This is a genomic window from Mycobacterium sp. NGS62, assembly GCF_059812285.1.
In genome coordinates this window covers 480,931-496,171 of the sequence record NZ_JCALCK010000002.1, presented here as the reverse complement: position 1 = coordinate 496,171, position 15,241 = coordinate 480,931, and the positions used below count along the sequence as shown (strand labels likewise).

Below are 15,241 nucleotides of genomic sequence, written 5' to 3'. Positions count from 1 at the left end.
ATAGTGGCTGACATGACCGAGCCGCGGACGAGCCATGCCGACCATGCCGGGCACGAGTCACATCAGGGGCATGCGGGCCACGGCGACCATGTTGCGCAGTATCGCCGGTTGTTCTGGACGATGCTGGTGCTGGCGGTTCCCACGGTGGGACTCTCGGGCATGTTCGCCACGATCATTGGCTACACCGTGCCCGGCTTCTCCGGCTCGACATGGGTGTCGCCGGTGCTCGGCACCATCATGTACGCGTGGGGCGGCAAACCGTTTTTGACCGGTGCGGTCAGCGAAATCCGTTCGCGGGCACCGGGAATGATGCTGCTGATCGGGCTCGCGATCACGGTGGCGTTCGTGTCGTCGTGGGCGTCGACCTTGGGCTGGGTGGCACACGGGCTCGACTTCTGGTGGGAACTGGCCTTACTGATCGTCATCATGCTGCTCGGGCACTGGCTCGAGATGCGCTCGCTGGCGCAGACGACGTCGGCGCTTGACTCACTGGCCGCGTTGCTGCCCGACGAGGCCGAGCGTGTCGAGGGCGATTCCGTCGTCAGCGTGGCCCCCGCGGAGCTAGAGGTGGGCGACGTCGTGGTTGTCCGCCCGGGTGGGAGTGTGCCCGCCGATGGCCGGATCACCGACGGCGCGGCCGAGATGGACGAGTCGATGGTGACCGGCGAATCCCGCACTGTGCGACGAACGGTCGGCGATCACGTCGTTGCCGGCACGGTGGCGACCGACTCGGGGTTGCGCCTGGAAGTGACCGCGGTCGGTGACGACACCGCGGTGGCGGGCATCCAGCGCCTGGTGGCCGAGGCGCAGAATTCGTCGTCGCGCGCGCAGCTCCTGGCCGACCGAGCGGCGGGCTGGTTGTTCTGGTTCGCGCTGGGCGCCGGTGTGCTCACCGCGATCGTCTGGGGGTTCCTTGGTCATCCCGACCAAGCCGTGATCCGGACAATCACCGTACTGGTCATCGCCTGCCCACACGCGCTGGGCCTGGCCATCCCGCTAGTGGTGTCCATCGCCACCGAGCGGGCCGCTCGCGGCGGCGTGCTGGTGAAGGACCGCGTCGCCTTGGAGAGCATGCGCACCGTCACCGCAGTGCTCTTCGACAAGACCGGCACCCTGACCAAGGGCGAGCCCGCGGTGCTCGGTGTCGCGACCACCGACGGCTACGACGAGGACGAGGTGCTGGCGCTGGCCGCCGCCGCCGAGGCTGATTCCGAGCATCCGCTGGCCCGCGCGATCGTGCACGCGGCCCGCGGGCGAAGTCTGAGTGTTCCGGCTGCAACGGATTTCGCGTCGTCTCCGGCAGTCGGGGTCACCGCGACGGTTGGCAGCCGACGCATCCGGGTCGGCGGGCCGCGGCTACTCGAGGAGACCGGGCTTGCCGAATTAGCGACGACTACGCATTGGCGAGACGATGGCGCCACCATCCTTCATGTGCTCTCCGACGACGCTGTAGTCGGGGCGCTGGCGCTGGCCGACGAAGTGCGCCGGGAGTCACGCCAGGCCGTCGACGCGCTGCATCGGCTGGGTCTCCACGTGGTCATGATTACCGGTGACGCCGAGGCCGTCGCGCACTCGGTCGCCGGTGAACTAGGCATCGACCGGGTATTCGCCGGGGTCCGGCCCGAGGACAAGGCGGCCAAGGTATCGGAGTTGCAGGCCGAAGGATGGAAGGTCGCGATGGTCGGTGACGGTGTCAACGACGCACCGGCCCTGGCCCAGGCGGACGTCGGTATCGCCATCGGCGCGGGCACCGACGTGGCGATCGCCTCAGCGGGTGTAATCCTGGCCAGCTCCGATCCGCGTTCGGTGCTGTCGGTGATCCAGCTTTCGGCGGCCAGCTACCGCAAGATGAAGCAAAACCTCTGGTGGGCGGCGGGATACAACCTCATTGCGGTACCGCTGGCCGCCGGTGTGCTGGCCCCCGTGGGCTTCGTGATGCCAATGTCGGTCGGCGCCATCCTGATGTCCCTGTCGACGGTCATCGTCGCGCTCAACGCGCAGCTGTTGCGTCGGCTGGACCTCAATCCGGAGTCCAGTGCCCATGCGGCGCGTGGAGATTCCGGTACCACTCGGGTCGACGCCGCCGCCGCACCGGCTGCGATCCGCCGGTAGCCGTGCCTCCTCCGACTCAGGGTCCGGTTTATTGACCACCGACCTCGTGCTGCGCTGGATCGTCACCGTCCTCTTCGGCATCGGCATCGCCGGATACCTGTATGTCCTTGTCGTGCATCATAATCGGTGGGACAGCACCATCGATCACCTGTTGCATCTGGCGATGTCGCTGGCAATGGTTGAGATGGCCTGGCGTGCCGCCATCGACTTCCCAAAGGTCTTGCCAGTGGTCTTCTTCCTGCTGGCGGCGGTTTGGTTCGTGTTTGCGGCACGACGTCTGTCCTGCGCTAGCTCTGGCCGACTTTCCCACGGCTACAACGCCGCGATGATGACGGCGATGGCGTGGATGTACGCAGTGATGAATGGCAGCCTGCCGGGCCAGCCCAGTACATCATCCGCTCACATCCATTCGGGCTCGCTGGGGACGGAGATGCCTTTGACTGGGCCCGAACCCGGGTGGATCGCCGCGGTTAACTGGATCGCGACCGCCGGATTCGCGGTGGCGACGGTGTACTGGTTCTACCGCTACTTCGTGGCATGCAGGGCCAACCCGCTGTCGCGCACCGTACAGCCAGCACACCCGGGTTTGGCGCAGCTGGGATTGCTCTGTCAGGCGATCATTGCCGCCGGCATAGCCATGATGTTCGGGCTGATGATGTAGCGCCTCGCTATCCGACCGGACACTTGTCGGCCGCCTGGCGCAGCACCTCGGCCGACGTCTGGTCGGTCGGCAGCGCGTAACCACGCAGCACGGCGATGAACTGCATGCCGTACTGGCACCAGAACGCGGTGTTGGGCGGCATCCACAACGCCGGTTGGGAATCGCTCTTGTCCTCGTTGGCTTTTCCGGCGACCGCCAGCAGGTTGGCCGGATTGTTGGCGAAGCGCAGCCGCTGCGGAAACGGCCAGGCATAGGCGCCCATGTCCCAGGCCAGCGCCAGCGGGACGATGTGGTCGATCTGCACCGATGCGCCCACCCGTGCGCCGCGCCGAAAGTCGACGGTGGCATTGGTGTAGGGGTCGTGCAGCGTGCCGGTCGCCACGGCGTCCGGGCAGCGTTTGATGAACACATAGGTCTTGTCGACTAGATCGCGGTTGAGGATGTCGTCGCGGGTGTCGCATCCGTTGTGCCCATCGGGCGCGTCGTTGTCGTCGGTCCAGGCGTCGCCGAACGCGTCACGCCGGTAGTCGTAGCGGTGGACCCTGCTGGGCACCACCACAATTCCGGCCAACACATCCGCGCCGGGTTGCACCGTCGGGACGTCGGCGCGCGCGGCGAACTCCTCTGCGCGATCACCGGCCGACGATGCCAGCACCTGGTAGGCGATCACCACCGCCAGCACCGCGATCGCGGAAAGCCAGAGCAGCGACTTCCGGGTCATGATTTATCCAGGTATTCGATGCGCTCGGTGCCGGTGAACGGTGCGGCCAGCAGCGCCAGGCCGGCGTCCGCCGGGTCTTCGTCATAGGCGCGCTCGCAGATGTCCCGCGCCGCCTCGATAATTTCCCGGTGATCGGCCAGTGAGAGCAGCCGTAGGGTAATCGCACGGCCGGATTGGTTACGGCCCAGTACATCGCCTTCGCGCCGCTCCTTGAGGTCGAGGTCGGCCAATGCGAACCCGTCCAGCGTCTCGGCGACGGCAGCCAGTCGCGCTCCGGCGTGCGAATTCGGCGACGACCAGCTCGCCAGCAGGCACAGGCTGGGATGCGCACCGCGGCCGATGCGGCCCCGCAGTTGATGCAACTGGCTGATGCCAAAGCGGTCGGCGTCCATCACGAGCATCACCGTCGCGTTCGGGACGTCGACGCCGACCTCAATCACCGTGGTGCACACCAGCACATCGATTTCACCGGTACGGTACGCGGTCATCACAGCGTCTTTCTCGTCGGCGGGTAACCGACCGTGCATCAGCCCCAGTCGCACGCCGGCCAACTCATGGCGCTGCAACCGAGCGAACAGTTCTACCGCTGTCGCTGACGGCCGTTGGCCTTCCTCAGTCTGGCCCTCATCGGTCTCATCGATGCGGGGTGCGACCACATAGGCTTGGCGGCCGGCCGAAACCTCCTCGATGATGCGCTGCCAGGCGCGGTCCAGCCAGGCGGGCTTGTCTTTGACGAAGATCGTTTTGGTGGTGATCGGTTGCCGCCCGCGCGGCAGTTCACGCAAGGTCGAAGTCTCCAGATCGCCGTAAACCGTCAGCGCAACGGTCCGCGGGATCGGCGTTGCGGTCATCACCAGCAGGTGCGGCGTGATACCGGCGGGAGCCTTGGCGCGCAATTGGTCTCGTTGCTCGACGCCGAACCGATGCTGCTCGTCGACCACTACCATGCCCAGCCGGTGAAACTCGACTGCGTCCTGCAACAGCGCGTGAGTCCCGACGACGACACCCACCTGCCCGGAGGTGATCTCGTCGCGAGCCTGTTTCTTCTGCCCTGCCGACATCGACCCAGTGAGCAGCCCGATCCGGGTAGCGTGGTCCACTCCGCCGAGCTGGCCGCCCATCGCCAGCGGGCCCAGCACATCGCGGATAGACCGGACATGCTGTGTGGCAAGGACTTCCGTCGGCGCCAACAGCGCGCACTGGTAGCCGGCGTCGACCATCTGCAACATGGCGAGCACCGCGAGGATGGTCTTGCCCGAGCCGACTTCACCCTGGAGCAGCCGATTCATCGGGCGGGTCGCATCGATTTCGCGGGTCAACGTCTGGAGCACGTTACGCTGGCCGGCGGTCAACTCGAACGGCAACTGCCGCAACAGTTCTTGCGCCAAGCCGTCCGGGTGTGGCGGCGCGGCCGGACCGGATTCCGAAAGTTCACCGTGCCTGCGCGTCACCAGCGCCCATTGCAGGCCCATGGCTTCGTCGAAGGTCAGCCGCTGCCGGGCGCGTCGCCGCTCGGCTTCGTCCTCGGCCAGATGAATCGCCCGCAGCGCGCGGTCCTCGGAGATCAGATCGTGCTCGGCGAGCACCACGTCAGGCAGCGGATCGGGGACCGGGTCGAGCACCGCGAGCACCTGACGCACGCACGAGTAGATGTCCCAGCTTTGCACTTTCGTGCTAGCCGGATAGATCGGGTAAAACGCCCGCTCGAACGCCGACTGCAGCACCTCGCCGCTGACTGCCTGCGACGCCTTGGCAATCATCCGCAGTGACCTGCTGCCGTGGTCTTTGCCGTCCGGGGAGTTCAGCACGAGGAAGTCGGGGTGGGTGAGTTGCATGGCGTTCCGGAAATACCCCACCTCCCCGGACAGCATGACTCGCGCTCCTTTGGCGAGCCGCTGCTCGGTCCACTTCTTGACGTGAAAGAACGTGGCGGTCACCTTGTTTCGCCCGGAGCCGATGGTGATGACCAGATATTTTATCTTGGGCTTCTTGGTCGTCCACCGTGTCTCCGCGCCGGTGATGGTGTCGACAAGCGTGACATGCTCGCCCGCCGGCGGCCGTTCGGGGCCGACACCGCGAACCGTGGTGCCTTCGATGTAGCTGCGCGGGTAGTGCCGCAAGAGGTCGTCGACGGTGCGGATACCGAACACGTCGTCGAGGGGTCCGGCGGATTTGGCGCCGAGTACGTAATCCAGTCGGTCGGTCAGCGCCGCCATCGCTACTCCACCCCGATCAGCAGCGCGTCACCCCGATGCCCGGTGCAGTAGGTCACCAGCTCGGTGCCGGGATGGTCGTCGTGGACGTGCTGTTGGAGGGCGTCCCCGACCGCGGCGTCGACAGCGGCACCGGTCAATACCGTCATCAGCTCACCGCCGGCTGCCAGCAGCAGATCGATCAAACCGATTGCCGCCGCGGTGATGTCCGGGGCCACGATCAGCACCTCGTCGCCGGCGATGCCCAGGCCGTCGCCCGGCTCGCAGGGTCCGGCGAACGTCAACGCCTTCTCGGTCGCAATGCGCACCGACCCGTGCCGCGCACCCCCGGCGGCGTGGGCCATGGTGTAGCCGTCGTCGACGGCCGGCCGGCCGGGTTCATGGACCGCGAGGGCGGCCAGCCCCTGCACCATCGACCCGGTCGGCAACGGCACCACGTCGATGCCCCAACCGATGGCCGCGGTGCAGCCGGCGACCAGTTCTTCGGCGGCCACATACCCGTTGGGCAGCACCATCACTTGTGCCGCACCGGTGTCCACCACTGCGCGCAGCAGTTGCTGGGCACTGACGACGGTGGATGGGTCGGCGGCGTCGGGATCCGGTTGCAGCACACAGGCGCCCTCCCCCGCGAACAGCTGTGCCGCGCCTTCCCCGTCGACGACGGCCAGCACGGCCCGTTCCCGCGTCCAGCTGCCCGGTGGTATCCCGGTCGCGCCGCCGGTCAGCGCCGAGATCTGGATCCGGCGCGGGCTGCCGAATGCCAGACCCGCCTCCACTGCGGCGCCGGCATCGTCGGTGTGCACGTGTACCGAGTAGCCGCCGACGGCATCCGAGACCTCCGACGCGGAGGTCGCGATCGCCACCGAATCACCGAGCTCGGCGAGTCGATCCCGCAGCGCATCCGCGCCATCGGCATCGCAACCCTCCAACAGGTACATCACCTCGAACTCCGGCGCGCGCTGCTCGGCGACCGGCTCGGCCGATGCCCGGCGCGGTGACGGCTCGTACACGGTGCGGGCGGATGCCTGGCCGGTGATGGTGAAGTGCAACGCGTCCAGTAAAACCAGCAAACCGCGCCCACCGGCGTCGACCACGCCGGCGTCGCCCAGCACATCGAGCTGCTCCGGGGTCTTCTCCAGCGCAATCACCGCAGCGTCCCCGGCGGCGCTGATCGCCCGGGCCAGCCCGTCGTCGACGTTCGCGCACTGCTCCACGGCGCCGGCGGCGGCCTGCAGCACGGAGACGATCGTCCCGGCAACTTCTTGGCCGCCCATCGAGGCGACGACCAGAGCCACCCCCTGCCGCAACGCCGAGCCGAGAACCGCTGCGTCGATGTGGTGCAGCTCACCTTCGGCCTCGGCGGCGGCGCCCGCGGTGACGTCGGCGATACCGCGCAGGATCTGGGACAGGATCACTCCAGAGTTGCCGCGGGCGCCGTTCAGGGCGCCGGCCGACAGCGCCGCTGCTACTCGCGAAACGTCGCCGGAGCCTGCTTCGGTGTTGGCCTCAGCCAGCGCGGAGCGCATGGTGAACAGCATGTTGGTGCCGGTGTCGGAATCGGCGACGGGGAACACATTGAGGCGGTTGATCTCGTCGATGTGGGTGATCAGGTCGCTGACCGCGGTATGCGCCCAGTCTCGCAGGGCAGACGCGTCCAGCAGGCGATCCGACGTGTCCACCTCGGCGCCCATCTGTCACCTCCTCCCGCCTCCTCCGGTGGGCGCAAGCCTAACCAGTGACAACGACAGGACTGGTCATAAGGTGTCCTGGGGTTGTTGGTCGTTTTGGCGCTTGCGCCGCACGGCGGCTATTCTGGCCAGGTTGTTCGGGCCACCCAGTCGTTCGGTTGCGCGCTGCGACGATGCAGGCCGGAACGGCCTGAGGAGGAGCAGGGCTACCTGCCCCGGCCCAAGAGACTCGAGGAGTTATACACATGGCCGCCGTCTGCGACATCTGCGGAAAGGGCCCCGGCTTCGGCAAGTCGGTGTCGCACTCGCATCGCCGGACCAGCCGCCGCTGGGATCCCAACATCCAGACCGTGCGCGCCGTGACTCGCCCCGGCGGTAACAAGCAGCGGCTCAACGTGTGCACCTCGTGCATCAAGGCGGGCAAAGTCAGCCGCGGTTAGCTGTCCTCAGCCCGGCCAGCTTCCCGTAGGCCGGCACGTTCGACGGTCAACAAGCTTTCTTCCCGATGTTCCTTGTGGTACGCCTGCGCGCCGCCGTTGAGCCCGAACAGCCGTTTGCTCCACAGCAGCCAGATCACCGCGATGATGTTGACCAGCAGCGCGGCTACTCGCAGCGTTGTCACCTTTTCGGTGAGTTCGTAAATTTCCAGCGGCAGGAAAACGCTGGTCGCGATCACCGCGAAGTACTCGCCCCACCTTTGCACCAGCCACAATCCGACGGCTTCGACGAACTCGATCAGGGCATACGCGGCCAGGCCCAGCACGATCCACAGCAACGTCGACGACGACAGCGTGAGCGCGTGACCGATGTGGCGGACGATTTTCGAGTTGTCCGGGTCCCAGCTGAGCTGGTTGGCCAACGGACGAAGGAGAGGGAGATCCTGCTCGAAGGCCTGTTGCAACCGTTCGCGTGAACCGCGGACCTTGAGCACACCGGCGGCCACGAGCAGCACGATGATGCCTCGAATCGCGCGTTCCACGGCGAGGGCTCGCATCAACGTCCGGTCCCGTAACAATCGCCCGCGCGGCACTTCCGGTGCGGTGTCTGCCGGACCGCGCTGGCGCGGTGCGCCGACCACAAAGGTTTCGCATCGCAGACAACGCCATGCCTCCCCGACCGGTGTATCGACCTTCAGCCGCTCCCGAAGCGCCGGCTCGTCGGGCGCGAATGTCGCATGCCCGCGCAATCCGCATGAGCGCAAAGCGAAATCCACCATGCTCGAACGCTAGTGTTCTGGCGGCGGGAACCGCAGCGAGTCAGGGCAATCGCCAGTCGATCGGTTCGGCGCCCATCTGGATCAGCAAGTCGTTGGCGCGGCTGAACGGACGCGAGCCGAAAAATCCGCGCGATGCCGACAGCGGCGAGGGGTGCGGCGATTCGATTGCGACACAGTCTTGGCCGGCCAGCATCGGTTTGAGCGTCGAGGCATCACGGCCCCACAAAATAGCCACCATCGGTTTGCGCCGATCCACCAGCGCGCGGATGGCGCACTCGGTGACGGCCTCCCAGCCCTTGCCCCGGTGCGATGCCGCCTTGCCCGGCTGCACTGTCAGCACCCGGTTGAGCAGCATCACCCCGCGTTGCGCCCACGGCGTGAGATCACCGCACGACGGCGCGGGATGGCCAAGGTCTTTGGTGTATTCGGCGAAGATGTTGTCCAGGCTGCGCGGCAGTGGCCGGACTTGTTGGGCCACCGAAAAGCTCAAGCCGACTGCATGCCCAGGCGTCGGATACGGGTCCTGGCCGACGATCAAAACCCGCACCTGGTCGAACGGGAAAGTGAAGGCGCGCAAGACATTCTGTCCCGCCGGCAGGTAGCGCCGGCCGGCCGCGATCTCCGCGCGCAGGAACTGCCCCATCTCGGCGACCTTTGCGGCTACCGGTTCCAGGGCACCTGCCCAGCCGTCTTCGACAAGCTCAGCGAGCGGCAGCGCGGTCACGTCAGGCCTTTCACCAGCAGCACCACCGTATCGGCACCCGCACGACGATCCGTCGAAATGTCTTGGTACTCGGGCGATTCGGCCCAGCGACGGAAAGCCTGCTCGTCGGGGAAGGACATCAGGACTACCTTCTCGCGATCCCAGCGGCCCTCCACCACCTGCGGTGACTCGTCGGCCGCCAACAACGTTCCCGGATGGCGATTGAACACCTCCATGAATTTCGACTGATACCGGTCGTAGGCGGCTCGATCGGTGAACCGCAGCTGGGCAATGGCATAGACGGTCACCGCGTCACCTTAGCGGGCAAAGGATTCCCAGCCCGCATATCCCGTCCAGTCGTTCCCGTCGACGAGCACGCGGGCCGGGCCGTGGAGCACCCGCCCGATGACACGCCAGTCAGCGGGGACCGGGCCGGCGAACGCAGCCACCAGTGCATGGTCTTCTCCCCCGCCGAGCACCCACGACCACGGGTCGGCGCTCATGGTCTCGGCGGCGGCCGCCACCGCGTCGCGGTCGGCCGACAATGCGCTGGTGTCCAGGTCGATGCCAACGCCCGACGATTCGGCGAGGTGGCCCAGATCGGCTACCAGACCGTCGGACACATCGATCATCGCCCCGGCGCCGGCCTCGGCGGCGGCGCGGCCCTGCCCATAGGGCGGTTGCGGAACCAGATGTCGCCGCCGCAAGTCGTCGAAACCTTCGATACCGCTGTGCCACAGCGCATATCCGGCTGCCGATCGCCCGAGCTGACCGGCGACGGCGATGCGCGACCCGGGCCGCGCCCCGGCGCGCCGCACCGGCGCGCGGCCGCCGAGGTCACCGAGCACCGTCACCGCGACCACCCATTGCGGGCAGCTGACCAGATCTCCGCCGGCGATGCCGGCGCCCACCCGTTCGGCCTCCTGCCACATCCCATCCGCCAGCGCGCTGACGTCTGCGACCGGTGTTTGCGGTGGTGCGCCGAACCCGACGACGAACGCGGTCGGCCGCCCACCCATTGCCTCGATGTCGGCGGCGTTTTGGGCGACGGCTTTGCGGCCGACGTCGTGCGGTGTCGACCAGTCCAACCGAAAGTGGCGCCCCTGCACGAGCATGTCCGTCGACACCGCGACCCGCCCGTCGCCGGCGAGCACCAGCGCGGCGTCATCACCCGGTCCGAGAGCAACGGCATCCGGCTGCCGTCGGCCAGCCACCAGCTGGCCGATCATGCCGAACTCGCCGAGGTCGCCCAGAGTGCTCACGCCACCTCCTGGCGGGTACGTTTTGTAGGACTGCGGGGAGTGTATGCACGGATGGATAACCACGACGGACCGCCGCGCGCCCTGTTGATCGTCGCGCTGGTCTTGGCGGTCGGCGCGATCGGCGCGGTGCTGGCGATCGCCGTGACCCGCCACCCGTCCCGACAACCAGTCGCGATCGCCGCTGCGCCCGCGCCGCAGGCGCAGAATCCGGCCTGCCGGGCGTTAGTGGCCGCGCTGCCGGAGCGACTCGGCGATTACCAGCGCGCCGTGACCGTGCAGCCGTCGCCGCCCGGTACCGCCGCGTGGCAGACCGGCAGCGAGGGCGAGCCCGTCGTGCTGCGTTGTGGTCTCGACCGGCCGGCCGATTTTCTGGTGGGCGCTCCTATCCAGGTCGTCAACCGGGTGCAGTGGTTCGAGGTGCGCCAAGATGACAGGTCTACCTGGTACGCCGTCGACAGACCCGTATATGTGGCGCTCACATTGCCGCCCGGCTCGGGGCCCGCGCCGATCCAGCAGATATCGGATGTGCTCGACCACACCATGGCGGCGGTGCCGATCAGCCCGGCGTCAGCCTAATTCCCGCGCCGAATGGGAAGTTATAACACGCCTGCGCGCGAATCGCGTGCATTAAGTGGCCACTCGGCAAGCGGGGCCCTAGCGCAGGCCGACTCCGCGGGCCAATGCGGTCTCGACCATGGTCGCCAACAACGTCGGGTAGTCCACGCCGCTGGCCGCCCACATCCTGGGATACATCGAGATCGTGGTGAATCCGGGCATGGTGTTGACCTCGTTGATCAGCGGCCCGTCCTCGGTGAGGAAGAAGTCCACCCGGGCCAGTCCTTGGCAGTCGATCGCCTTGAACGCCCGGATCGCCAGTTCGCGCACCGCGTCGGCCACCTCGTCGTCGACTTTGGCGGGCACGTCGAGTTCGGCGGCGTCGTCGAGGTATTTGGTGGCGAAGTCGTAGAAGGGGTCTTCGCGGCCGCGCACCCCGGCCACCCGGATCTCGCCGAGTGTGCTGGCTTGCACTGTGCCGTCGGGGAATTCGAGCACTCCGCACTCCAATTCCCGGCCCACAATCGCGGCTTCGACGATCACCTTGGGGTCGTGTCGCCGGGCCTCGGCGACGGCGGCGACCAGCTGGTCCCAGCTGGTCACCCGGCTCACGCCGATCGAGGAGCCGCCACGCGCGGGCTTGACGAAGACCGGCAGGCCCAGTCGCTCGCGGTCGGCGAGATCCAGTGTCTGCTGCGCTGGCCGCAGTACCGAGTGAGCGCCCACCGGAAGCCCCTCGGCCGCCAGCAGTTTCTTGGTGAACTCCTTGTCCATGCCCGCCGCGCTGGCCAACACTCCGGCGCCGACATAGGGCACCCCGGCGAGCTCGAGCAGTCCCTGAATCGTGCCGTCTTCGCCGTAGGGGCCATGCAGCACCGGAAACACGACATCGACCGAGCCCAGCACCTCCCCGGCTCCCGGCGACAGCGACACCAGTTGACCGGCCCGCTCCGGGCTGGCCGGCAGCGCCAACTCGGCTCCCGATGCCGACGTCACGCCGGGCAGCTGCCGGTTGGTGATCGCCAGCGCGTCCGGATTTCCGTCGGTGAGCACCCACGACCCTTCCGGCGTGATGCCGACCGCCAGGACCTCGAACCGCCGCGGATCGAGGTTGCGCAAAATGCTGCCCGCCGACACGCACGAGATGGCGTGCTCGTTGCTGCGTCCGCCGAACACGACGGCGACGCGGATACGGTCACGGGCACTCACAACCTAGAGAGGCTACCGGGTCGGCGCGCCGATGCCGGGAACGGCGCTGCGGCCTGCGGATTCAGTGTGCCAACGCGTGTTCGATGTCGGCCAGCAGGTCGTCGGTGTCCTCGATGCCCAGCGCGATGCGGGCGAAACCATCCGGGACACGATCTCCCCACCGAGCCCGGCGATCGACCGAAGTGTGCAACCCCCCGAAGCTGGTGGCCGCGGTCAGCAGCTCGCTGCGCTCAACGAGTCGATGCACGGCAGCGGCGTCGGCCAACTCGACGGACACCATGCCGCCGAATCTGCTCATCTGCGCCGACGCGGCCGGGTGGGCCGGGTCGTCGGCTAGCCCGGGGTACCGGACCGCGCTCACGGCCGGATGGTCACGCAGCATCGTCGCGAGGGCCTGCGCGTTGCGGCATTGACGCTCGAAACGCAGACCGGCGCTGCCGACGCTGCGCAGCACCAGCCAGGCCTCGAAAGCACCCAGGATGGCCCCGGCCAGCAGCCGTTCCTGTTCGACCGCGGCGATCAACTCCAGCTGGTTGCCGGCGACATATCCGGCCACCACATCACTGTGACCCGACAGGGCCTTGGTCGCGCTTGCGACCGCGAGCTCGGCGCCCAGTGCCAGCGGCTGCTGCGCCAGCGGTGTCGCGGTGGTGTTGTCGACGACCAGGCGAGCACCGCGTCGGTGGCACACCGCGGCCAGCCGGCGTAGGTCCACGACGTCCAGCCGTGGATTGGCCGGCGTCTCGGCCAGCACCACATCGGCGCGTTCGGCTGCCTCATAGATCTGCGCATAGTCCGCTTCGATGACCGTCACACCGAGGGGCGCCAGATATTCGGCGGCATAGTGGCGCACCTGGTAATACCCGTCGGCCGGAATGACCAGCACCGCGCCGGGTTTGGCCAGCACCCGCAGCACGGCGCTGATCGCCGCCATGCCCGAGCCGAACACCAATGCCGCAGCGGCGCCTTCCAGCTCAGCCAACGCCGATTCGAGCTGCCGCCAGGTCGGATTCGACTTGCGCCCATAGGCGTCCAGCTGCGCGGACTCGTCGGTGGACAAGTGGTAGGCCGACGCCAGCACCGGCGACGGTGCCATCGGCAGCCCCGGCACCGCCGGCGAACTGACGGCTTTCAGGGTGCGAGTGGAATCGCCGTAACGCGTCATTCTGGTTTGGTGCTGCGACCCAGCAGCAGCAGTACGGCCTCGCCGACCGACAGCCCCTTGTGGCAGACGCGGTGAACCGCGTCGGTGAGCGGCATCTCGACGTCGTAGCTGGAGGCCAGGGCCAGCACCGATTCGCACGTCGTCACACCTTCGACGGCCTGGCCGTCCCTGGCCTGCAGCGCCGATTCCATCGTTCCGCCGCGACCCAGGCATTCACCGAACGATCGGTTCCGCGAATGCGCCGACGTGCAGGTGGCCACCAGGTCCCCCACTCCGGCCAGGCCGGCCAGCGTTGCGCCCTTGGCTCCCACTGCGATCCCGAGGCGCATGATCTCCGCGAGCCCACGAGTGATGATCGCTGCCGCGGTGTTTTCGCCGAGGCCCACGCCGACCGCCATTCCACAGGCCAGGGCGATGACGTTCTTGCACGCGCCGCCTATCTCGGTCCCGATGACATCGGCGTTGGTGTACGGGCGGAAGTAGCCGGTGTTCAGCGCGCGCTGTATTGCCACGGCGCGTCCGGAGTCGCTGCAGGCGACGACGGTGGCGGCGGGTTGGCCGGCCCCGATCTCGCTGGCGAGATTCGGTCCGGACAGCACCGCGACCTGTGCCGGATCGACACCGGTGACCGCGACGATCACCTGGCTCATCCGCATCAGAGTTCCCAACTCGATGCCCTTGGCCAGACTGACCAGCGTCGCGCCCTCGCTGACCAAGCCGGCCCACTGCTCGAGGTTGCTCCGCATCGTCTGCGCCGGGACACCGACCAACACCGTCGACGCACCGCTGAGCGCCTCCGCGGCGTCGGAGGTGGCCCGGATAGCCGGTGACAACCGCACGTCCGGCAGGTAATCGGAGTTACACCGGGTGGCATTGATTTCCGCGGCGACGTCGGCGCGGCGCGCCCACAACCTCACCTCACTGCCGGCGTCGGCCAGCACCTTGGCCAGCGCCGTGCCCCATGCGCCGGCGCCCATCACTGCGACGGAGCCTTCAGTCATTGCGTTCACCCTAGTCTGCCCGGTGGACGACGCCGGGCGACGAAACCGGGCTGGCAGGATTGCGGTATGGACGGCAGGCAGGCCGACGCGGAGGCCGATGTCGGCTTGATCATCGCCGTCAAACGGTTGGCGGCCGCCAAGACCCGGCTGGCGCCGGTGTTCTCAGCGCAGACCCGTGAAAACGTGGTGCTGGCCATGCTGGCCGACGCCTTGACCGCGGCAGCCGGTGTTGGGTCGGTGCGCTCGATCACCGTCATCACCCCTGACGATGCTGCTGCCGACACGGCGGCCGCCCTCGGAGCCGAAGTGCTGTTCGACCCCACGCCCGAAGGTCATCGCGATCCGTTGAACAACGCGATCGCGGCCGCCGAACGGGTGGTAGTCGAATCCACCCCGAATATCGTTGTGCTGCAAGGCGATTTGCCGTCATTGCAAACTCAGGAACTTGCGGAGGCGATCGCTGCCGCACGCAGTTACCGACGCAGCTTCGTCGCTGACCGGCTCGGCAGCGGAACGGCGGCGCTGTGCGCGTTCGGCGCGGGACTCGACCCGCGGTTCGGGCCCGATTCAGCCGCGCAGCATCGGCGTTCGGGCGCGATCGAGCTGACCGGCGCGTGGCCGGGCCTGCGCTGCGATATCGACACCCCCGACGATCTGGCTGCTGCTCGCCGCCTCGGTGTGGGTCCGGCGACAGCTCGCGCGATCGGCGGCGTCAGGTGAACAGCACACCAACGG

15 protein-coding genes are annotated in these 15,241 nt (G+C 67.7%); 5 read left to right on the top strand and 10 right to left on the bottom strand.

Features of this window, described 5'->3' with window-relative positions; genetic code table 11:
* Positions 1-12: 12 nt before the first annotated feature.
* Together AC5Y49_RS07285 and AC5Y49_RS07280 are read left to right on the top strand one after the other, a co-directional pair.
* Positions 13-2,112, top strand: coding sequence for a heavy metal translocating P-type ATPase (locus tag AC5Y49_RS07285; RefSeq protein ID WP_499885376.1), 2,100 nt, complete (start codon positions 13-15; stop codon positions 2,110-2,112).
* Between the two features lie 31 nt (positions 2,113-2,143).
* Positions 2,144-2,773 (top strand): DUF5134 domain-containing protein, encoded by a 630-nt coding sequence (locus AC5Y49_RS07280; protein ID WP_499885374.1) that lies wholly within the window; start codon positions 2,144-2,146, stop codon positions 2,771-2,773.
* Positions 2,774-2,780: 7 nt separating this feature from the next.
* On the opposite strand, the gene AC5Y49_RS07275 is transcribed toward AC5Y49_RS07280, so the two are convergent.
* From AC5Y49_RS07275 to AC5Y49_RS07265, 3 genes are read right to left on the bottom strand one after another with little or no spacing between them, the layout of a single operon-like run.
* Positions 2,781-3,494, bottom strand: a complete 714-nt coding sequence (locus AC5Y49_RS07275) for an HNH endonuclease family protein (protein WP_499885371.1) — start codon at positions 3,492-3,494, stop codon at positions 2,781-2,783.
* Positions 3,491-5,710, bottom strand: coding sequence for an ATP-dependent DNA helicase RecG (gene recG / locus AC5Y49_RS07270; RefSeq protein WP_499885369.1), 2,220 nt, complete (start codon positions 5,708-5,710; stop codon positions 3,491-3,493). The genes AC5Y49_RS07275 and recG overlap by 4 nt, the downstream gene beginning before the upstream one ends.
* Before the next feature lie 2 nt (positions 5,711-5,712).
* A complete protein-coding gene (locus AC5Y49_RS07265; RefSeq protein ID WP_499885367.1) occupies positions 5,713-7,398 on the bottom strand; it encodes a DAK2 domain-containing protein in 1,686 nt (561 codons plus the stop codon).
* Positions 7,399-7,640: 242 nt separating this feature from the next.
* Here AC5Y49_RS07265 and rpmB point away from each other — a divergent pair, with 242 nt between their 5' ends.
* Entirely contained in the window at positions 7,641-7,835 is a 195-nt protein-coding gene (gene rpmB / locus AC5Y49_RS07260) for a 50S ribosomal protein L28 (RefSeq protein WP_065014327.1), read from the top strand.
* On the opposite strand, the gene AC5Y49_RS07255 is transcribed toward rpmB, so the two are convergent.
* Genes AC5Y49_RS07255 through AC5Y49_RS07240 form a run of 4 tightly spaced genes read right to left on the bottom strand, consistent with a single transcriptional unit; the run spans position 7,832 to position 10,576 of the window.
* Positions 7,832-8,611 carry a DUF2127 domain-containing protein gene (locus AC5Y49_RS07255; RefSeq protein WP_499885364.1) on the bottom strand — a complete coding sequence of 260 codons (780 nt, stop codon included), beginning with the start codon at positions 8,609-8,611 and terminating at the stop codon, positions 7,832-7,834. The genes rpmB and AC5Y49_RS07255 overlap by 4 nt on opposite strands.
* Before the next feature lie 40 nt (positions 8,612-8,651).
* Positions 8,652-9,335, bottom strand: coding sequence for a uracil-DNA glycosylase (locus AC5Y49_RS07250; RefSeq protein ID WP_499885360.1), 684 nt, complete (start codon positions 9,333-9,335; stop codon positions 8,652-8,654).
* Positions 9,332-9,622, bottom strand: coding sequence for a DUF1330 domain-containing protein (locus AC5Y49_RS07245; RefSeq protein WP_499885358.1), 291 nt, complete (start codon positions 9,620-9,622; stop codon positions 9,332-9,334). Before AC5Y49_RS07245 ends, AC5Y49_RS07250 begins: the two co-directional genes overlap by 4 nt.
* A gap of 9 nt (positions 9,623-9,631) precedes the next feature.
* Positions 9,632-10,576, bottom strand: a complete 945-nt coding sequence (locus AC5Y49_RS07240; RefSeq protein WP_499885355.1) for a thiamine-phosphate kinase — start codon at positions 10,574-10,576, stop codon at positions 9,632-9,634.
* A gap of 51 nt (positions 10,577-10,627) precedes the next feature.
* On the opposite strand from AC5Y49_RS07240, the gene AC5Y49_RS07235 reads away from it, so the two are divergent.
* Complete coding sequence (locus tag AC5Y49_RS07235) at positions 10,628-11,152, top strand: DUF3515 domain-containing protein (protein WP_499885351.1); 525 nt, start codon at positions 10,628-10,630, stop codon at positions 11,150-11,152.
* A 78-nt stretch (positions 11,153-11,230) separates the two neighbouring features.
* On the opposite strand, the gene AC5Y49_RS07230 is transcribed toward AC5Y49_RS07235, so the two are convergent.
* From AC5Y49_RS07230 to AC5Y49_RS07220, 3 genes are all read right to left on the bottom strand, one after another.
* Positions 11,231-12,340, bottom strand: coding sequence for a D-alanine--D-alanine ligase family protein (locus AC5Y49_RS07230; RefSeq protein WP_499885347.1), 1,110 nt, complete (start codon positions 12,338-12,340; stop codon positions 11,231-11,233).
* A gap of 61 nt (positions 12,341-12,401) precedes the next feature.
* Positions 12,402-13,505, bottom strand: coding sequence for a cystathionine gamma-lyase (locus AC5Y49_RS07225; RefSeq protein WP_499885344.1), 1,104 nt, complete (start codon positions 13,503-13,505; stop codon positions 12,402-12,404).
* A complete protein-coding gene (locus AC5Y49_RS07220; RefSeq protein WP_499885341.1) occupies positions 13,502-14,506 on the bottom strand; it encodes an NAD(P)H-dependent glycerol-3-phosphate dehydrogenase in 1,005 nt (334 codons plus the stop codon). The genes AC5Y49_RS07225 and AC5Y49_RS07220 overlap by 4 nt, the downstream gene beginning before the upstream one ends.
* Before the next feature lie 66 nt (positions 14,507-14,572).
* Here AC5Y49_RS07220 and cofC point away from each other — a divergent pair, with 66 nt between their 5' ends.
* Positions 14,573-15,226, top strand: a complete 654-nt coding sequence (cofC, locus tag AC5Y49_RS07215; RefSeq protein WP_499885339.1) for a 2-phospho-L-lactate guanylyltransferase — start codon at positions 14,573-14,575, stop codon at positions 15,224-15,226.
* The last annotated feature ends 15 nt before the right edge of the window (positions 15,227-15,241 follow it).